Raw genomic sequence first — 18,710 nt, 5'->3', positions numbered from 1 at the left:
GGGCGGTACTGCAGCCCGCAGGGGCCGCAGCATGACTGCCATCGACCGCCACCACCGATCGGCCGCGAAAACGGACCTGTCCACTTCGCGCCCGACGCCCGAGGTCGTTCAAAAAAAGCCCGAAATCGAACCTCACTCCCGCACAAGACATTGCGCAAAGCTCTCGCAAGCGGGAGAGGGTCGGGGAGAGGGTGTTTCCGCAATGGGGCACTCCCCAAGAGGACAAAGCCCTCACCCGGCGCTTCGCCATAGCCGAGGCTTTGCCTCGGCGTTTCTTAAGATGACGGCCGCCGGCGGCGGCCTACGCCTCTCCCGCAAGCGGGAGAGGTGAAAGAGCCGCGGCAATCAGTTCAACCTAAAGCTATTCCGCTTAAGCGCGGCCGACGATCATTGCCGCGAGGCGATGATCTCGAGCGCGCGCGCGCCGGGAATCGCTTCGCCGGCGGAGAGCCTCAGGAAATCTCCGGGTTCGCCCGCCAGCGCCTTGTCGAGCAGCGCCGTATAGCGCCGCCGCGAGATCTCGAGCGCGCCGAAGCTCTTCAAATGCTCGGTGACATATTGGGTGTCGAGCAGCTCGAAGCCGCCATGGATGAGCCGCGCGACCAGATGCACCAGCGCGACCTTCGAGGCATCGCGCGCGGTGTGGAACATGCTCTCGCCGAAGAAGGCCCGTCCGAGGCTGACGCCGTAGAGCCCGCCGACGAGGTCGTCACCCTGCCAGGCTTCGACGCTGTGGCAATGGCCGAGCTCGTGCAGGCCGCCATAGAGGTCGCGGATGCGCTTGTTGATCCAGGTGTCCTCGCGCCCGACTTGCGGCGCCGCGCAGCCGGCGATGGTCGCCTTGAACGCGGTGTTGACAGTGACGCGGAACGTGTCCGACCGCACGGTGCGCGCAAGCCGTGAGGCGACGCGGAAGCCGTCGAGCGGGATGACGCCGCGCAACTCCGGCTCGACCCAGAACAGGGTCGGATCGTCGGCGCTTTCCGCCATCGGAAAGATGCCGCAGGCATAAGCGCGCAGCAGCACGGCCGGCGTGATTTCAGATGGGGCGGAGTCGCGCGAAGTCATGGCTTGCCACCATAGCAGGATCGCATTGCGGTTGCGATGGGGGCGCGGCCGGCGCGAGGTCAGCCCGCGGCGGCGGTGCTCGCCTTGCCGACGCTTGCGGGGATGCGGCCGAACTTCAGCACGATCCGGGTTCCGGAATGCGCGGGGTCGCGTTCGACCGTGGCGTCGAGCTTGGAGGCCATGGCCGCGACGATGCGCTGGCCCATGCCGGTGGAGCGCGGATCGGCCTTGGCGTTGTCGCCGACGCCATTGTCGGTGATCGAGAGCTGCAGATCGTCTCCTTGCGAGATCAGCTCGACATGGATCGGGCCGGCGCCGTCGGGATAGGCGTATTTCACCGCGTTCATCACCAGCTCGTTGACGATGATGCCGACGGCGACCGCACGGTCAGGATCGATTTCGATCGGCTCGGCCTTCAGCGTCAGGCGCGACATCCGGTCGCCTTCGGCCGAGCGGCGGAGATCCTCGAGCAGCGAGTCCAGATATTGATTGAGGACCACGCTCTTCAGGTCCTGCGAGGTGTAGAGGCGGCGGTGCACCTGCGCGACCGCGGCGACGCGGCCCATCGCATTGGTCAGCGCCGCCTTGACCTCCTCCTGCGCGGCGGAGCTTGCCTGGAGGTGCAGCAGCGAGGCGATGATCTGGAGCGAGTTGCCGACACGGTGATTGACCTCGCGCAGCAAGAGCTCGCGTTCGGCGGCGAGGGCCGCGTAGCGGTCGCGCGAGGCGTGGACCTCGGCCTCGGCTTCATCGCGTGCCCGCTGCAACTCGGCCTGGCGCAGCGCGCCTTCGGCGGCGACGTGGAGGAGCGGGATGAAGTCGCCCTGGAGGTCCTTCACCAGATAGTCGGCCGCCCCCGCCTTGAGCGCGGTCACCGCGATGCTGGAATCCTGCGAGGCGGTGACGAACACGACCGGCGGCGCATCCGGAATCGCCATGATCTGCTCGAGGGTCTCCAGCCCGTCGAGGCCCGGCATGTACTGATCGAGTGCCACGACATCGATGCCACCTTCGGCGCCGGCGCGGCGGATGCGCTCGAGACCTTCCTCGCCGCTCGCGGCATGGACGACCCTGTAGCCGCGCCGCGTCAGGCCGCGATCGACCAGGCGCGCCAGCGCATCGTCGTCGTCGATGTAGAGCAGTGTCGGCGTGCGCTGGTTCATGTGGCGGCGGGCGGGACCTGGATGACCGAGAAGAACAGGCCGAGCTGCCGGATGGCATTGGCGAAATTCTCGTAGTTGACGGGCTTGGTGATGTAGACGTTGCAGCCGAGCTCGTAGCAGCGCTTGATTTCCTGGGAATCGTCGGTGGTGGTCAGCACCACCACGGGCGAGGCCTTCAGGTACTTGTTTTCCTTGATCTGCTTCAGGATGTCGATCCCGGTCATGTCGGGCAGGTTGAGATCGAGCAGGATCAAGAGCGCGTTGCCCTTCTGCACGAGTCCGCTGCCGTCGGCGCCGAACAGGTGCCGCATGGCGTCGTTGCCGTTGGCGAACGCGACGATCTCGTTGTTGACGCCGGACCTTCGGATGTTGCGCTCGATCAGGCGGGCGTGGCCCTCATCGTCCTCGATCATGATGATGCTGACAGGCTGGGTCATCGATCTCTGTTCCGGTTGCTCACGTTCCAGGCGATCGGCAGCGTGATCGTGAAGGTACTGCCCGCGTTCAGTTCCGATGATACCGACATGGTGCCGCCGAGGCGACGCACAAGTGCACGCACATGCGCAAGACCAATGCCCTGGCCGGGCTTGTCCTGAGTTCCCGCGCGGCGGAACAGGTCGAATATCCGCTGGTGATCCCTAGCGTCGATCCCGCGGCCGTTGTCGCTGATCTCGAAGATAGCGTAGCCGAGCTTGGTCCGCCCGCGAATTCTGATCTCACCGCGCACGCCGGGCTTGAGATATTTGATCGCGTTGTCGATCAGATTGGAGAAGATCTGCTCGAGGGCGAGACGGTCGCTCACGAGGTTCGGCAGCGGCTCGAGGTGGATTTCGGCCCGCGCCGCGGCCGCCTGGTGCGCCAGCGTCGAGACGATGGCCTCGATCAGCTCGCGCGTGTCGATCTTCACCGGCTGGAATTCGCGCCGGCCCTCGCGCGTGAGGTTGAGGATGGCCGAGATCAGCCGGTCCATCTTGGCGATCGACGTCTTGATGAAGCCGAGCGCTTCGGAGAAATCCTCCGAGAGCTGCTTGTCGGCGCCTTCGAGCGCGATCTCGCCGGGAGCGCCGGGCGCCAGCGGCGACCCGTCGGCGGAGACGTTGGTGAGGCCGCCGATCCGGCGGAAGATATCGCCGCCGAGCTCCTCGAGCTCGCTGGTGAAGCCCATGATGTTGACCAGCGGCGAGCGCAGATCGTGGCTGACGATATAGGCAAAGCGCTGGATCTCGTCGTTGGCTTCGCGCAGGTCCGCCGTGCGCTCGTCGACGACGGTTTCCAGGTTGACGTTGGCATCGCGCAGGCGGGCTTCAGCCTCGTCGCGCACGCGCGCCGAGCGCCGCACCAGCCAGATCGAGATCATCGCCAGCACCACCACGAGGCCGGAGCCGATGCCGGTCATCGACGCAGCGAGGGTCTGGCTGCGGTCGGAATTTAGCGTTCGGAGCCGGAACAGACGCTCCTCCTCGCGGATCATGGCGTTGGCCATGTTGCCGATCGTGGTCGTGGTGTTGCCGGCGGCGGCCTCGCGGATCAGCGCCGTGGCCCTGTCGGGCTGGCCCTGCTTCACGAAGGTCATCTCGCGCGAGAACTGGTCGAGCCGGGTTTCGATTGCCGCTCTCAGCTTTTCAATGTTCTCGCGTTGCGCCGGATCGTCGCTGATCTGGCGCGTGAGCTTGTCGAGCGCCGGAACGATCGCAGCGACGGCCTTCTCATGATCCGACAGGAAATCCGGCCCCTGCGTCAGGAGAAAGCCGCGGGCGCTGCTCTCGGCGCGCCGGACTTCGAGCAGCAGGGCGTTGATCTGGTTCTCCACCTCGATGGTGTGAACCACCCATTTGCTGTCTTCCCGGGCCTTGTTGACGAGGTAGACGGAGCCGGCGCTGATTACGGTCAGCACCAAAAGGCCCGCCGAAAGCAGCAGGATCTGCCAAAACGCGCGCCGTCGGTGGGCTTCAGCCCTCACGACGATCTACCTGTCGACGTTCAGTGGAGTTCAAAACGCCCCCTTGGAACTGTCCCCGCGGTCCAGAACGCGATCGGGGCCAAAGGGTTCCAAAAGGCGCAAGATTATCTCGGGCTGGGTTCCGTATTGCCGGCGAGATATTGCTCCAGCCAGTGGATGTGGTAGTCGCCGTTGATGATGTCGTCTTCGCGCACCAGCGCACGGAACAGCGGCAGTGTGGTCTCGATACCTTCGACCACCATCTCATCCAGCGCCCGGCGCAGCCGCATCAGGCATTCGGCGCGGGTCTTGCCGTGCACGATCAGCTTGCCGACGAGCGAATCGTAATAGGGCGGGATCGTGTAGCCCTGGTAGACGGCGGAATCGATCCGGACGCCGAGGCCGCCGGGCGGATGATATTGCAGGATCCGGCCGGGCGAGGGGCGGAAGGTCTGCGGATTCTCCGCGTTGATGCGGCACTCGATGGCATGCCCGATGACCTGGACCTCGTCCTGCTTGGCCGGCAGGTCGCCGCCGGCGGCGATGCGGATCTGCTCCAGCACGAGGTCGATGTCGGTGATGCTCTCGGTGACGGGATGCTCCACCTGGATGCGGGTGTTCATCTCGATGAAGTAGAACTCGCCGTCCTCGTACAGGAACTCGATGGTGCCGACGCCGAGATATTTCATCTCGCGCATCGCTTTGGCGCAGGTCTCACCGATCTTGGCCCGCGCGGCGGCGGCGAGGACGGGCGAGGGGCCTTCTTCCCAGACCTTCTGGTGACGGCGCTGCAGCGAGCAGTCGCGTTCGCCGAGATGGATCGCGCCGCCGCGGCCGTCGCCGAGGATCTGGATCTCGATGTGGCGCGGCTTCTGCAGGTATTTTTCCAGGTAGACCGAGGCATCGCCAAAGGCGGATTTGGCCTCGTTGGCCGCCGTCGACAGCGCCAGCTGGAGGTCTGCCTCGCTGTGCGCGACCTTCATGCCGCGGCCGCCGCCGCCCGCCGCCGCCTTCACCAGCACCGGGAAGCCGATCTTCCTTGCGATCGCCATCGCGTCGTCATCGGGGCCGACCGCACCATCCGACCCGGGCACCACGGGGATGCCGAGGCGCTTGGCGGTCTTCTTGGCCTCGATCTTGTCGCCCATCAGGCGGATGTGCTCGGCCTTGGGACCGATGAAGTGCAGATTGTGCTCGCTAAGGATTTCCGCAAAGCGCGCGTTCTCGGAGAGGAAACCGTAGCCGGGATGCACGGCATCGGCGCCGGTGATCTCGCAGGCCGCGAGCAGCGCGGGCACGTTGAGATAGCTGTCCTTGGACGCCGGCGGCCCGATGCACACGCTCTCGTCCGACAGCCGCACATGCATGGCATCGGCGTCGGCAGTGGAGTGCACGGCGACGGTCGCGATCCCGAGCTCCTTGCAGGCCCTGAGGATGCGAAGGGCGATCTCGCCGCGATTGGCTATGAGGATCTTGTCGAACATGGTGCCCTTGAGGGACTGGCGCGCGAAAGGCGGCGAGGGCGGGCTGGCCGCCCCAACAATTACTCGATGATGACGAGCGGCTCGCCGTACTCGACCGGCTGGCCGTCCTCGACCAGGATCTGCGTCACCGTCCCGGCGCGCGGCGAGGGGATCTGGTTCATCGTCTTCATGGCTTCGATGATCAGCAGCGTCGGGCCGACCGAGACCTTGGTGCCGACGTCGATGAACGGTTTTGCGCCCGGCTCCGGCGCCCAATAGGCGGTGCCGACCATCGGCGAGGTCACGGCGCCGGGATGCTTCGACAGATCGGCCGCGGCAGCCGCGGGAGCGGCGGCGCTTGCTGCCACCGGCAGGGCGGCGGGAGCGGCTGCCATCGGCATCGGCATGGTCGCGGCAACGCTGATGTTGCGGGCGACGCGCAGGCGCAGGCCCGCCCGTTCGATCTCGATCTCGGTGAGGCTGGTCTCATCGAGCAGCAAAGCGAGCTCACGGACGAGCGCGGAATCCTCGCTGGAAAACTTTGCGGCTGCTTTGTCGTCTGGCTGGCGCGCCATGTTGTTTGATCCGAATGTTCTGTTGGAGGGGAGCGTCAGGCTTTGGGCTTGATGGCAAGCTTGGCGGCAAGGCCCTGGATGGCGAGGCGGTAGCCCTCGATGCCGAAACCGCAGAGCGAGGCGAAGGCCGCGCGCGCGGTGTAGGAATGGTGACGAAAACTCTCGCGGGCGTGGATGTTGGTCACATGCACCTCGACCGTCGGAATCTGCACCGCGAGCAGCGCGTCGTGCAGCGCGATGGAGGTGTGGGAGTAGCCGCCGGCATTGATGATGATGCCCTTCATCTTGCGCCGATGCGCCTCGTGGATGAAGTCGATCAGCTCACCTTCGCGGTTGGACTGCCGGCAGTCGGCCTTGAGGCCGAACGTCGCCGCCGTCTCCCGGCACAGCGCCTCGACGTCAGCCAGTGTCGCGTGGCCATACGTTTCGGGCTCGCGCGTCCCCAGCATGTTGAGGTTCGGCCCGTTCAGGACGAGAATCGTGTCGGTTGCAGGTTCAGCCATTCCAATCCCGGAAGAGGTGCTTCGGCGTGGCGGGGGTTATAGGTAACAAAGCGTCCTAGGGGAAGCCTTGAAGGACCTCCCAGAACCCTTCAGGCACCTCATCCAGGGTGCAAAAACCTGTGCGGAAACTACGGAAATTGCTTGTTAACCAGTCCAAAGCATGGCTGCCGGCCGAATGCAAAGGGGCGGGCATTGCTGCCCGCCACTGAGGTTGCCGTTAACCGGCCTTAGACGTTCAGGACCGCCACGATTTCGTAGGTATCCGGATCGATGATCACGATCTCCTCGCGGACTAGGATGTACTTGTAGGTCCGCCACTCCGGATAGATCGTCACGACCCGGGACGGCAGGGCGTGAAGCGTGATGCCCTCGCGCGGAACGCGGGTGCCGACCGAGATGCTGAAGTTCACATTGGTCACGGGCGCGACCTTCTCCTCGCGGATCACTGAGGTGATCTGCGTGCGCTGCTCGGTCGAGAGCTTGGCGGCCGCGCCAGCCTGGCCGGTCGTCGTCTGCGACCGCTCGGTCCCGGTCTGGGTCTGCGTTTGCGACTGCGAACCCTGGTGGCCCGGCGCGTTCATGCCGCTGCGGTCTTGCTGACCTTGGGCCTTCATGTCCTTTGTGCCCTTGGTCTCGGTTTCCTTGCTCATGCTCTTGGACTTCTCGTCACTCCGCGGGCTCTGGCCGACCGTTGACGACTTCTCCGACTGCGTCGACTTCTCACGCGTCGCACCCGGCTGGTCCTTGTTCATCTTGTCGGATTGAGTCGACTTGTCATGAGCGCTCGGCTGATCCTTCATGCCGCCGGTCTGACCGACCGTTCCCTTGTCTTGCTTGTCCATGGACTCTTGCTTGCCCATGGAGCCGCCGCGCTCGCCAGAAGGCTGCGTACTGTGCTGGGTCTGCTGGCCACTCCCGTAGTCCTTGGTTCCGGTTCCTTGCGCGTTGGCGAAACCAGTGCCGGCGATCAGCGCCAAGGCTGCAACCGAGACCAAAAAGCGATTAGTCATTTGAACCTCTCCTCACGTGATTTCTTTGCGTCATTGCCCGCGCCGACAACGAAAGGAGAGCGCCGTCGTTCCGAATTCCAGGAGGTTCCGACGAGTTTGTTTGTTGAACGCCGGATGAACGGTCCCGCCCGGACCGCGACAAACTGCGACGGGCCGAACCGCGCAAAAAAAGAAGCCGGCTGAGAGCCGGCCTCTTTCAACGCAATGTCGTGTCGCTCAGCAGGTCGCTTTGCCGCAGCGGGCAATGCCGATCTTTTCCCTGAGGCTTTCGACGCCGACGGCGCCGATCACGATCTGCTTGCCGATCACGTAGCTCGGCGTGCCGTTCATGCCCATCGCTTCGGCAAGCTTGAAGTTCTCCTCGATGGTGGCGCGCACTTCGGGGCTGGCGATGTCCTTCTCGATTCTCGCGGTGTCGAGGCCGGCTTCCTTCGCCGCTTGAATCGCGCGCGCCTTGTCGGCGGCGCCGCGGCCGCCGAGCAGTCTCTGGTGGAAGTCGAGATATTTCTTGCCGGAGGGGTCCTGCATGCGCACGGCGACCGCGACCTGGGCCGCTTCGACCGAACCCTGGCTCAACACCGGAAACTCCTTCAGCACGACCTTCAGCTTCGGATCGCTCTTCATGAGGTCGAGCATGTCGCCCATGGCGCGTTTGCAGTAGCCGCAATTGTAGTCGAAGAACTCGACGAAGGTGACATCGCCGTCCTTGTTGCCGAGCACGACCTGGCGCGGCGAGTTGAAGATCGCCTCGGCATTCTGCGCGATGCTGGCTTCGTGCTTCTGCGTTTCGGCCGCGGCCTGGCGCTTGCTGAGCTCGGCCATGGCCTCCTCGAGCACCTCGGGATGGCTGACGAGATAGTTCTTGATGATCGCCTCGATGTCGGTGCGCTGGCTATCGGAGAAACCGTCGGCCGAGGCGGGCACGGCCACGCCGAGCATGGCGAGCGCAAACAATGCGGGAGCAAGCAGGCGCAGCGAAGGCATAGGCAAATCCTCTTATTCAAAGCAGGTTTCGAGAAACGTCCCGGTGGACTTGAGCTCGGTGTCGTGACGTCGTGGTATCGGGCGTCGTTCGAGTTTTTCGCTAAAGTGCGATGAGATTCGATTGAATCTTCATCGCACTTGAGGTCTTCGTTTGAGCATGATCTTTTCGGAAAACCGCTTCGCACTTTTCCGGATCATGCTCTAGTTGCGCGGCGGCTTCGCCGCCACGATGTCGTCGGCCTTGACCCATCCGGGCGTGCCGACGGCGAAACGGGTTTTCGCGCGCGTAGCGAGCTCGCGGGCGGTCTTGTTGTCGCCGCGCAAGTAAGCGGCCTGGGCCGAGGCGAGATCTGCCTCGGCATAGTCTCCCTTCCGGCCGTAGGCCATCGCGAGCTGGGTATAGCCGAGCGCCGCCTCGGGCTCTCGCGCCACCGCAGCGCGGAGAATCCGAACAGCTTCGTCGGTGTAGGCTTTATTATCGGTTCCAACCAGAGCCTGCCCAAGTAACATCTCGATGAGGGGCGCGTTGTTCGAGAGTGCGGCAGCCTTGCGCAGGGGAGCGATCGCTTCGGCCGGCTTGCCGCTTTCCAAGAGCGCCTGGCCGCGCACCTCGTGGAAGTACGGGTTGTTCGGCTGAACCTGGATCAGCGCGTCGATCTGGGAGAGCGCGCTGCGCAAATCGCCATGCAGATAGGTGCTGATGGCGCGGGCATAGCGCGCCGGCAGGCTGTCGTTGGTCTGGGGATAGCGCCGGTACACCGTCTCCGGCCGCTCCATGAAGGCGGAGATCTTGGCGCGGACCATGTCGTGCCGGAGCTGAAGCGCAGGATCGTCCTTCTTGTTCCAATATGGGCTGGAGCCGGCGAATTCCTGGAGCGCGGCGACGCGCTCGGCCGGCATCGGATGCGACTGGAGATAGGGATCGGCGCCGCGCGAAGCGAACAGGCTCTCGCTGGTGAAGCGCTTGAAGGTCTCGTACATGCCCTTCGGCGATTGCTGGGTCGCAGTCAGGAATTTCACGCCGGCGCGGTCGGCGTTCTCCTCCTGCTGGCGCTGGTAGGACAACAGCGTACGGCGGATCATCTCCTGCGGAGCGGCGATCGCGGCCGCGCCGGCATTGGCCAGCCCATTGTTGCCGGCGCTCGAGCTGCGGGTGCTGCCGGCTGCGATCGCGCCGGCGCCGAGCAGCATCGCGATGATCATCTGAGTCTGGGCCGTGGCGAGCTGCTCGCGCAGCTTGGACAGATGGCCGCCCGCCAGATGCCCGGTCTCGTGCGCGAGCACGCCGATGATCTGGTTCGGCGTTTCCGACTGGAGGATCGCGCCCCAATTGACGAAGATGCGGCGGCCGTCCGCGACGAACGCGTTGAACGAACCGTCGTTGATGATCACCATCTGGATGTTCTGCTTCTCCAGACCCGCGACGCGGAGGATCGGGCGCGTGTATTCGCGCAGCAGCTGCTCGGTCTCGGTGTCGCGCAGGACCGGCGGCCCCTTGGCCTGCGCCCGCGCGGCCGAGAACGGCGTCAGCGCGATCGCCGTGGCCGTGACGAGGGCGGTGAGGGCGGAGGCCTTCCGGCGCAATGCGATCTGGAGCAACATCGAGCGGTCTGGGTCAAACGGTCTTGGTCAAGCAGTTTCGTGATTGGTTTTGGCGATTGGCGGCGGACCGGATACGCGATATGCCCTTGTGAGCCGTGCCCTTTATGAGCCGTACAATGCGGCCAGTCTGGGGCGCAAGCCGTTGTTAAGGACCGGACGGATCGGTCCGCCAGCGAATAGCAGAAATCGATGCACGATGCGACATTGAGGAACCGGTTGGGGCAGTGGCTCGAGCCCTCCCGCCGCAGCGATGTTCCCCCGTTCATGGTGATGGACGTCATGGCCGCGGCGGCCCGAATCGAGGCCGCCGGTGGCCATGTCATCCACATGGAGGTCGGCCAGCCCGCGGCCGGCGCGCCCAAGACCGCGATCGCGGCCGCCCATGCCGCGCTCGAGGCCGGGAGGATCGATTATACCTCCGCGCTCGGCATCCCCAGTCTGCGCGCGCGCATCGCGCGCCATTATCGCGACACCTATGGCTGTGACGTCAGCCCCGAGCGGATCGTGGTGACCACAGGCTCCTCCGGCGGCTTCATTTTGGCTTTCCTGTCGATGTTCGAGCCCGGCGATCGCGTCGCCGTCACCGTGCCGGGCTATCCACCATACCGTCATGTCCTCACCGCGCTCGGCTGCGAGCCGGTGCTGATCGAGACCACCAATGACACGCGTCACGCGCTCACCGGCGAGGCGCTGCTCGCCGCCCATCGCAAGGCGCCGCTGAAGGGCGTGCTGGTCGGCAGCCCCGCCAATCCGACGGGCACGATGATGTCCCGCGAAGCGCTCGCCGGCCTCATTGCGGCCGCGGAGGACGCAGGCATCCGCTTCATCTCCGACGAGATCTATCACGGGCTCGATTACGCGTTTCCCGCCGTGACGGCGGCGGCGCTGTCCGAGCACGCACTCGTGATCAACTCGTTCTCGAAGTATTTTTGCATGACGGGCTGGCGCGTCGGCTGGATGGTGGTGCCCGAGATCCTGGTGCGGCCGATCGAGCGGCTGCAGCAGAACCTCTCGATCTCGGTGCCGTCGCTGTCGCAGATCGCGGCAGAGGCAGCCTTCGACGGCGCGGCCGAGATGGAGGAGATCAAGCACGGCTATCAGGAAAACCGGCGCATCTTGATCGAGGGATTGCCGAAAGCTGGCCTCGCCAAGTTTCTGCCGGCCGATGGTGCATTTTATCTCTATGCCGACGTCTCGGACTTTACCTCCGACAGTTTCGAGTTCGCCAAGCAGTTGCTGGAGCAGGCGCATGTTGCGGCGACGCCGGGCCTCGATTTCGATCCCATCCATGGCCGTTCATTCATACGGTTTTCCTATGCCCGCTCGCCCGATGAGATGCGGGAGGCAGTTGACCGGATCGCTCACTGGCTTAAATAGCCGCCAGTTTTCGACAGCCTTCCGGAGTTCAACTTGTCAGACCGTTCCGTCCCGTCCGCCACTGCACCACATTCTTCTCTCGCCGCATTGATGTGGCCGACCCGGCCGGGCGAAGCCGTCGGGAGCTTGCGCGGCTTCGTGCTGATTGCGCTCGGCACGGCGCTGATGGCGCTGTCGGCCAAGGTGAACTTGCCGCTGCCCTATGTGCCGATGACGCTGCAGACGCTGGTGGTGCTGATGATCGGCGCGGCCTATGGTTGGCGCCTTGGCAGCGCAACCATGATTGCCTATCTCGCCGAGGGCGCGATGGGGCTGCCGGTGTTCGCCGGCCCAGTGGGTGGGATTGCTCCGCTGGTCGGCCCGACCGCGGGCTACCTGTTCGGTTTCGTACTAGCTGCGTTCGTCACCGGCTGGCTCGCCGAGCGCGGCTGGGATCGCAGCGTCGTGCTGCTGTTTGCGGCAATGGCTGTTGGCCACATCGTCATTCTGGCAGCCGGGTTCGGCTGGCTGGCGTTCGGGCTTGGCCTCGGCGCCGCGAAGGCCTGGCAGGTCGGCATCGTTCCGTTCATCGCGGCCTCACTGGTCAAGAATGCGCTCGGCGCGACCCTGATGCCGGCGGCACGCCGGATTGTCGAGCGTCGCGGGTAAAGCGCGCCATCACGCGCGGTTCCAATTGACAGGGCCGGCCAAGTTGATCTTGGCTGGCCCAGTGTTTTGAGGGGGAGTGAAACGATGACGACGACAACGATAGCGGGGGCGCCGGTCGCGCCGCCCGCCGCCAAGCCGTGGTACAAGGTCCTCTACGTCCAGGTGCTGATTGCCATCGTGCTCGGTGCCATCGTCGGCTGGCTGTGGCCATCGCTTGCCACCAACGAATGGATCAAGGCGCTCGGCGACGGCTTCATCAAGCTGATCAAGATGGTGATCGCCCCGATCATCTTCTGCACCGTCGTCTCGGGCATCGCTCATATCCAGGACGCCAAGAAGGTCGGACGCATCGGCGTCAAGGCGCTGGTCTATTTCGAGGTCGTCTCGACCTTCGCGCTGGTGATCGGGCTCGTCATCGGCAATCTCGTGAAGCCTGGCGCAGGCTTCGGCAGTGGCGCGGCCAGCGAGGCGGCCGTTGCCAATTACGCCAAACAGGCCGCCGGTCAGAAGTCGGTCGACTTCGTCCTGCACATCATTCCGGACACGGTGGTCGGCGCCTTCGCGCAGGGCGAAATTCTGCAGGTGCTGCTGTTCGCGGTGCTGTTCGGCTTTGCTTTGATGAGCCTCGGCGAGCGCGGCCACACCATCCGCAGCTTCATCGACGATGCCGCGCATGCCGTGTTCGGCGTCATCTCCATCGTGATGCGCGCGGCACCGATCGGTGCGTTCGGCGCGATGGCTTATACGATCGGCAAGTTCGGCACCGGCGCCATTCTCAACCTGGTCGGGCTGATCGCCACGTTCTACGTCACCGCGGCGCTGTTCGTGTTCGTCGTGCTCGGCATCATCGCGCGCGTGGCGGGGTTCTCGATCTTCAAGTTCCTGGCCTACATCAAGGACGAGCTGCTGATCGTGCTCGGCACCTCGTCGTCGGAAAGCGCGCTGCCGTCCCTGATGGAGAAGCTGGAGCGGCTCGGCTGCTCCAAGTCGGTGGTCGGCCTCGTCGTGCCCACGGGTTACTCGTTCAACCTCGACGGCACCAACATCTACATGACGCTGGCGACGCTCTTCATCGCGCAGGCGCTCGGCTACGATCTCTCCTTCAGCCAGCAGCTCACGATCCTGGTCGTGGCGATGCTGACCTCGAAGGGCGCCTCCGGCATCACCGGCGCCGGCTTCATCACGCTGGCGGCAACGCTCGCCGTGGTCGATCCGCGCCTCGTGCCGGGCATGGCGATCGTGCTCGGCATCGACAAGTTCATGAGCGAGTGCCGCGCGCTGACCAATCTGTGCGGCAACGGCGTCGCCTGCGTGATCGTCGCCTGGTGGGAAGGCGAGCTCGACCGCACCAAGCTCAACGCCAACCTCTCCAAGCAGATCGATCCGACCGACATGGAGACCGCGATCACCACGGACTGATCCGGATCTGACAGCGCGAGCCGCGCTGTCAGGCCTTGAAGCAATAGGGCTGGTCGAGCCGCTCGATCAGCCCTTTTTCTTTGAGGCTAGAACCGCTCGGGCCGATACGGCGCGGGATCAACCGCCGGCGTTTCGCCGCTCATGATCTCCGCGAGCAGGCGTCCGGTCGCGGGCCCGAGCGTGAAGCCCTGGTGGCCGTGGCCGAAATTCATCCAGAGGCCGGGGTGGCGCGGGGCGCGGCCGAGCACCGGGAGCATGTCGGGCGTGCAGGGCCTCGTGCCGAACCACGGATCCGGCTCGACCCGCTTGCCGAGGTCGATCAGCTCGCGTGCCGAGGCTTCGGCGCTGGCGAGCTGCACCGGCGTTGCGAGAGCGTCCGCGCCAGTCAATTCCGCGCCGGTGGTGATGCGGATTCCCTTGGCCATCGGGCCCATGGCATAGCCACGGGCCTTGTCGACCAGCGGCAGGTCGAGCGAAGCGCCGCCGCCGTAATGCATGTGATAGCCGCGCTTGCGCACCAGCGGGATGCGATAGCCGAACTTGTACAACAGATCGGGCGACCACGGCCCGAGCGTCACGACGGCGTGGGGCGCATCGAGGCGCCCGTTGTCGGTGTCGACCGACCAGCCGGTCGCGGTCTGTTGCAGGCTCTGGGCATCGCCGAGCACGATCGTGCCGCCGAGGCGTTCGAACAACTCGGCATAGGCTGTGACCAGCGCGCCGGGATCGGACACGGTCCAGGTGTCGAGCCAATGGATCGCTCCAGGGAGATCGTCGCGCAGGATCGGCTCGGCCTTGGCTAGCTCAGTGCCCGACAGCACGCGAAAGTTCACGCCGAATTCGCGCTGATCTTCCTCCGCAGCCTTGATCGAGAGATCCAATGAAGCTGGGTCGCGAAATAACGCGCGGTAGCCGGCGCGGCGGATGAGATTGTCGGCATGTGCCTCGCGGATCAGGATGTCGTGCTCGCCCGTTGCGTAGGCGATCAGCCGTGCCCACGCCTCGATCGCCTCGCGATGCCGCTTCGGCGCCGAATGCCACCAGTAGCGGAGCAGGGGCTCGATGTGCAGATGGAGGGAGGAGAGGCTGTAGCGCACGTCGTTGGTACGGCCGGTCGCGATCTTCACGAGCGAAGCGAGGTCGCGCGGCATGGGATAGGGGCGTACCGCTTCCGCCTGGATCATCCCGGCATTGCCGTAGCTGGTCTCGCGGCCTGGCTCCCTGCGATCGACCAGCGTGACCGACCAGCCGCGTTGTTGCAGATGCAGCGCAGCACCCACGCCCACCATGCCGCCGCCGAGAATGATCGCGCTTTGCATCGAAGCTGCCTCACCAAATCAAAACCGCCCGGTTTGGCCGGGCGGTTTCAACTCCATTGTTCCGTCTACTCGCCGCCGCCGAAACGGCGTGACCACCAGCCGGCACGCCGCGGAGCGGCCGGGGTCTCGCTTGCGGCCTCCGGCGCGGGCTCAGGTGCCGGCGCGGGCGCAGCAACCGGTTCGGTCGCCTGCGCCACCGGCGTTGCGGGCTCGGGCTGGCTCTTCAGCAGGAAGCTCACCTTTTCCCGGACGGTGGAGCGGCGCCGCGCGGCCTTGTCGCCGGCGGACTCTTCTTCTGGCGTCGGGGTCGTCGTGACAGGAGCCGGCTCCGGCTGGGCCGGCGCCTCGGTCTGCACGTCGGCGCGCGGCTCGGGCTGCGCGACTTGCGGCTCGGGGGGGTGCTCTGTCTGCGCGATCGAGGGCGCAGCCTCGCCGCCGAAGCCATCGAAATCGGCAACCGCATCGGCAGATTCCGACGGCGGATTGCCGCCGAGCTCGTCGTTGATGGAACCGGCGAGACCTTCCTCGCCGCCACCGCGACGGCGGCGTCCGCCGCGGCGACCCCGCCGGCGCCGGCGCTCGCCGCCGCCCTGCTGCTCGCCACGGGCTGCTTGTTCCTCGCCTTCCTCGCCGTCCTGCTCGGACTCGGTCTCGTCTTCACCTTCACCGGCCGCCACGGCCGCTTCGGGCAGCGTGGGGGCGGTATCCTCGCGCAATTCACCCTCGCGCGGGCCGCCGCGACCACGCCGACGGCGACGGCGCTTGCGGCGCTGGCCGTCCTGCTCGGAGGCTGCCTCGCCGGCAGCCTGCTCTTCGGCAAGACCTTCGGTCTCGTCGGGTTCGATCTCGGATTCAGTCTCCAGGTCGAAGCCGTCTTCGTCGTCGTAGGCTTCCTCGGCCAGTGGCGGCGGGCTTGCCGCGGCTTGCGCAGCGAGCAGCGCCTTGGCGGCTTCGAGCGTATGCACCTGCTCGCCGCGGTCGATCACATAAGCCTGCGGACCGCTGACACTGGGATCGGCGATCACCGACAGCGTGACCTTGAAGCCGTTCTCGAGGTCGCGCAGATGGCCGCGCTTGTGGTTCAGCACATAGAGCGCGACGTCGGTGCGGGTGCGGACCACGAGATTGTGGGTCGCGCCCTTCATCAGGATCTCTTCGAGGCCGCGCAGCAGCTGGAGCGCCACCGAGGAGACCGAGCGGACGTGGCCGGTGCCGCCGCAATGCGGGCACGGATCGGTCGAAGACTCCAGCACGCTGGCGCGGATGCGCTGGCGCGACATCTCGAGCAGGCCGAAATGCGAGATGCGGCCGACCTGGATGCGCGCGCGATCCTGCCTGAGGCAATCGGACAGCTTGCGCTCGACCGCGCGGTTGTTGCGCTTCTCGTCCATGTCGATGAAGTCGATGACGATCAGGCCGGCAAGATCGCGCAGCCGGAGCTGGCGGGCGACCTCTTCGGCCGCTTCCAGATTGGTCTTGAGCGCGGTGTCCTCGATATGGTGCTCGCGCGTCGATCGCCCGGAGTTGACGTCGATCGAAACCAGCGCTTCGGTCTGGTTGATCACGATGTAGCCGCCGGAGCGCAGCTGCACGGTCGGCGAGAACATCGCATCGAGCTGGCTCTCGACGCCCATGCGCGAGAACAGCGGCTGGCCGTCGCGATACTGCTTCACCGCGCTGACATTGGCGGGCATCAGCATCTTCATGAAGTCGCGCGCTTCGCGGTAGCCGGATTCACCGGCCACCTGGATCTCGTCGATCTCCTTGTTGTAGAGGTCGCGCAGCGAGCGCTTGATCAGCGAGCCTTCCTCATAGACGAGGGTCGGGGCCTGCGACTTCAGCGTCAGGTCGCGCACCGTCTCCCACATCCGGATCAAATATTCGAAGTCGCGCTTGATCTCGGGTTTGGTGCGGGCGGCGCCGGCGGTGCGCAGGATGATGCCCATGCCCTCGGGCACGTCGAGATCCTGCACCACTTCCTTCAAACGGGAGCGGTCCTGCGCACTGGTGATCTTGCGGCTGATGCCGCCGCCCCGCGCGGTGTTCGGCATCAGGACGGCGTAGCGGCCGGCGAGCGAGAGGTAGGTCGTCAGCGCCGCGCCCTTGTTGCCGCGCTCTTCCTTAACAACCTGCACCAGCATCACCTGGCGGCGCTTGATGACTTCCTGGATCTTGTACTGGCGACGTGGGCGGAAGGTGCGCTCCGGCACTTCCTCCAGCACGTCGTCGCCGCCGACGGATTCAACGACTTCCTCTTCGGCGTCCTCGCCGTCCTCGTCATCGTCGTCTTCTTCACCCGCCTGGGCGCCCTCGGCATGCGGTGCCTCGACGTTCTCGCCGGCGGCGTAGACGGCATCGGCCGGCTCCGCGGCCGCCGTCACGGCTTCGGCGAGAGCCTCGGCGTGCGCCTCGAATGCGTGAGCTTCGACGGTTTGAGCTTCGACGGTTTGAGCTTCCTGCGGCTCGGCAACGGGCTCGCTCGCCACGACAGGTTCGGCGCCAACCGCGGCGACGGGCGCGGGCGCCTCATCGGCATGACCATGGTCGTCAAGATCGTGAGGGCGATCATCGTCATGGGCGTGATGATGATCGTCATGATCATGTTCGCCATGATCGTGATCGTGGCCCTCGTGCTCGCCGTGATGCTCCGCGTCGGCGTGCAGCTGCTCGCCCTCGGGCAGGGCGCCCTCGGCATGCTCCGGCAGCGCCGCGCCCTCGATCGGCTGGGCGACGGGATCGGCGCCGGCGTCGAGGCCTTCGACGATGTCGCTGCGCACGCGTTCGCCATGACCGCGGCGGCGGGCGTTGCGGTGGCGCGAACGGCGGCGGCCGTGCGAGCGATTCTCGCTCTCTTCCTCGGCCTCGCGATGGGCCTGCTCCTCGGCCTCGATCAGCGCCTGCCGATCGGCGACCGGGATCTGGTAATAGTCGGGATGGATTTCGCTGAAGGCAAGAAAGCCGTGGCGGTTGCCGCCATATTCGACGAAAGCGGCCTGGAGCGAGGGTTCGACCCTTGTGACCTTGGCGAGGTAGATGTTCCCGCGCAGTTGCTTGCGTTGCGCTGTCTCGAAATCAAACTCTTCGACGCGATTGCCGCGGACCACGACGACCCGGGTCTCTTCCGGGTGGGTGGCATCGATCAACATCTTGTTGGGCATGTCTTAACTCTTGGCGGCGGCGGGCGCGATAAACCGTGGGCGCGTATCGCGCCGCCGGGTGACGCGACGGTCCACCTGATTCGGGGGTGAGGGGAAGGCCGAAACGCCGCCTCTCGCGCCTTGCCGAACCGGAAGCTTCAGGACCATTGCGACGCGCGGGATTGTCACTCCGCAGCGTCGCGAATGGTCCTTCAGATTTCGTCGGCACAGTCTGGCGCATCAAGCGTCGGCCCGTATGAAGCATTGGGCGGCGGGGCCGCCCTTCAATCAGTTGCTGCTGGCCAGGCACGGCGCGAGCGCGCTCGCCTTGGGGATCACGAACCGCTCCCTTGGGATCAAGGGACCGGGTAATGGGTTACGTCGCTGTCAGAACCGTCCCGGAAACATGAGTGGTAACCCGAGACCGTCCGCCGCCGGGGCTTGACCCGCTCCACCTCGCTGCCGCGCACCGCGCTGGTCGTAGAGGGAAGCGGAAAACGCTG

The 18,710-nt window shown here is 65.6% G+C and carries 15 protein-coding genes; 3 read left to right on the top strand and 12 right to left on the bottom strand.

The window, feature by feature from the left end:
• Positions 1 to 387: 387 nt before the first annotated feature.
• The 10 genes from aat to CVM73_RS24325 form a co-directional block, all read right to left on the bottom strand.
• Positions 388 to 1,068, bottom strand: a complete 681-nt coding sequence (gene aat / locus CVM73_RS24370) for a leucyl/phenylalanyl-tRNA--protein transferase (protein ID WP_100234389.1) — start codon at positions 1,066 to 1,068, stop codon at positions 388 to 390.
• Between the two features lie 59 nt (positions 1,069 to 1,127).
• Complete coding sequence (locus tag CVM73_RS24365) at positions 1,128 to 2,231, bottom strand: sensor histidine kinase (protein WP_100234388.1); 1,104 nt, start codon at positions 2,229 to 2,231, stop codon at positions 1,128 to 1,130.
• Positions 2,228 to 2,668, bottom strand: coding sequence for a response regulator (locus CVM73_RS24360; protein ID WP_100234387.1), 441 nt, complete (start codon positions 2,666 to 2,668; stop codon positions 2,228 to 2,230). Before CVM73_RS24360 ends, CVM73_RS24365 begins: the two co-directional genes overlap by 4 nt.
• Positions 2,665 to 4,191, bottom strand: coding sequence for a sensor histidine kinase (locus CVM73_RS24355; RefSeq protein WP_100234386.1), 1,527 nt, complete (start codon positions 4,189 to 4,191; stop codon positions 2,665 to 2,667). Before CVM73_RS24355 ends, CVM73_RS24360 begins: the two co-directional genes overlap by 4 nt.
• A 104-nt stretch (positions 4,192 to 4,295) precedes the next feature.
• Complete coding sequence (gene accC, locus CVM73_RS24350) at positions 4,296 to 5,654, bottom strand: acetyl-CoA carboxylase biotin carboxylase subunit (RefSeq protein ID WP_100234385.1); 1,359 nt, start codon at positions 5,652 to 5,654, stop codon at positions 4,296 to 4,298.
• 59 nt (positions 5,655 to 5,713) lie between these two features.
• Positions 5,714 to 6,208, bottom strand: a complete 495-nt coding sequence (gene accB, locus CVM73_RS24345; RefSeq protein WP_100234384.1) for an acetyl-CoA carboxylase biotin carboxyl carrier protein — start codon at positions 6,206 to 6,208, stop codon at positions 5,714 to 5,716.
• 35 nt (positions 6,209 to 6,243) lie between these two features.
• Positions 6,244 to 6,711, bottom strand: a complete 468-nt coding sequence (gene aroQ, locus CVM73_RS24340) for a type II 3-dehydroquinate dehydratase (RefSeq protein ID WP_100234383.1) — start codon at positions 6,709 to 6,711, stop codon at positions 6,244 to 6,246.
• 227 nt (positions 6,712 to 6,938) lie between these two features.
• A complete protein-coding gene (locus CVM73_RS24335) occupies positions 6,939 to 7,721 on the bottom strand; it encodes a DUF1236 domain-containing protein (RefSeq protein WP_100234382.1) in 783 nt (260 codons plus the stop codon).
• 216 nt (positions 7,722 to 7,937) lie between these two features.
• Complete coding sequence (locus CVM73_RS24330) at positions 7,938 to 8,705, bottom strand: DsbA family protein (protein ID WP_100234381.1); 768 nt, start codon at positions 8,703 to 8,705, stop codon at positions 7,938 to 7,940.
• 201 nt (positions 8,706 to 8,906) lie between these two features.
• The gene (locus tag CVM73_RS24325) at positions 8,907 to 10,307 is read right to left on the bottom strand and encodes a M48 family metalloprotease (RefSeq protein ID WP_100234380.1); all 1,401 of its coding nucleotides are present in this window, start codon (positions 10,305 to 10,307) and stop codon (positions 8,907 to 8,909) included.
• 189 nt (positions 10,308 to 10,496) lie between these two features.
• Between CVM73_RS24325 and CVM73_RS24320 the strand changes: the two genes are divergently transcribed.
• The 3 genes from CVM73_RS24320 to CVM73_RS24310 all read left to right on the top strand — a co-directional run bounded on the left by CVM73_RS24320 (position 10,497) and on the right by CVM73_RS24310 (position 13,751).
• Entirely contained in the window at positions 10,497 to 11,684 is a 1,188-nt protein-coding gene (locus CVM73_RS24320; RefSeq protein WP_100234379.1) for a pyridoxal phosphate-dependent aminotransferase, read from the top strand.
• A 90-nt stretch (positions 11,685 to 11,774) separates the two neighbouring features.
• Entirely contained in the window at positions 11,775 to 12,332 is a 558-nt protein-coding gene (locus CVM73_RS24315) for a biotin transporter BioY (protein WP_100234378.1), read from the top strand.
• An 84-nt stretch (positions 12,333 to 12,416) separates the two neighbouring features.
• Positions 12,417 to 13,751 carry a dicarboxylate/amino acid:cation symporter gene (locus tag CVM73_RS24310; RefSeq protein ID WP_100234377.1) on the top strand — a complete coding sequence of 445 codons (1,335 nt, stop codon included), beginning with the start codon at positions 12,417 to 12,419 and terminating at the stop codon, positions 13,749 to 13,751.
• A gap of 86 nt (positions 13,752 to 13,837) precedes the next feature.
• On the opposite strand, the gene CVM73_RS24305 is transcribed toward CVM73_RS24310, so the two are convergent.
• Positions 13,838 to 15,070: an NAD(P)/FAD-dependent oxidoreductase gene (locus CVM73_RS24305; RefSeq protein WP_100234376.1), complete on the bottom strand. Its 1,233-nt coding sequence runs from the start codon at positions 15,068 to 15,070 to the stop codon at positions 13,838 to 13,840.
• A 65-nt stretch (positions 15,071 to 15,135) separates the two neighbouring features.
• Entirely contained in the window at positions 15,136 to 18,228 is a 3,093-nt protein-coding gene (locus CVM73_RS24300; protein ID WP_100234375.1) for an Rne/Rng family ribonuclease, read from the bottom strand.
• Positions 18,229 to 18,710 lie beyond the last annotated feature (482 nt).

This window comes from Bradyrhizobium forestalis, from assembly GCF_002795245.1.
GTDB classification, from domain to species: Bacteria; Pseudomonadota; Alphaproteobacteria; order Rhizobiales; family Xanthobacteraceae; genus Bradyrhizobium; species Bradyrhizobium forestalis.
Note: the sequence above shows the minus strand (reverse complement) of the source record. Positions and strands in the feature narration are given on the sequence as shown.

Coding starts and splice junctions, on each gene's coding strand:
- aat (WP_100234389.1), bottom strand. CDS start 1,068: ATGACTTCGCGCGACTCCGCCCCATCTGAAATCACGCCGGCCGTGCTG.
- CVM73_RS24365 (WP_100234388.1), bottom strand. CDS start 2,231: ATGAACCAGCGCACGCCGACACTGCTCTACATCGACGACGACGATGCG.
- CVM73_RS24360 (WP_100234387.1), bottom strand. CDS start 2,668: ATGACCCAGCCTGTCAGCATCATCATGATCGAGGACGATGAGGGCCAC.
- accC (WP_100234385.1), bottom strand. CDS start 5,654: ATGTTCGACAAGATCCTCATAGCCAATCGCGGCGAGATCGCCCTTCGC.
- accB (WP_100234384.1), bottom strand. CDS start 6,208: ATGGCGCGCCAGCCAGACGACAAAGCAGCCGCAAAGTTTTCCAGCGAG.
- aroQ (WP_100234383.1), bottom strand. CDS start 6,711: ATGGCTGAACCTGCAACCGACACGATTCTCGTCCTGAACGGGCCGAAC.
- CVM73_RS24335 (WP_100234382.1), bottom strand. CDS start 7,721: ATGACTAATCGCTTTTTGGTCTCGGTTGCAGCCTTGGCGCTGATCGCC.
- CVM73_RS24330 (WP_100234381.1), bottom strand. CDS start 8,705: ATGCCTTCGCTGCGCCTGCTTGCTCCCGCATTGTTTGCGCTCGCCATG.
- CVM73_RS24325 (WP_100234380.1), bottom strand. CDS start 10,307: ATGTTGCTCCAGATCGCATTGCGCCGGAAGGCCTCCGCCCTCACCGCC.
- CVM73_RS24320 (WP_100234379.1), top strand. CDS start 10,497: ATGCACGATGCGACATTGAGGAACCGGTTGGGGCAGTGGCTCGAGCCC.
- CVM73_RS24315 (WP_100234378.1), top strand. CDS start 11,775: ATGTGGCCGACCCGGCCGGGCGAAGCCGTCGGGAGCTTGCGCGGCTTC.
- CVM73_RS24310 (WP_100234377.1), top strand. CDS start 12,417: ATGACGACGACAACGATAGCGGGGGCGCCGGTCGCGCCGCCCGCCGCC.
- CVM73_RS24305 (WP_100234376.1), bottom strand. CDS start 15,070: ATGCAAAGCGCGATCATTCTCGGCGGCGGCATGGTGGGCGTGGGTGCT.
- CVM73_RS24300 (WP_100234375.1), bottom strand. CDS start 18,228: ATGCCCAACAAGATGTTGATCGATGCCACCCACCCGGAAGAGACCCGG.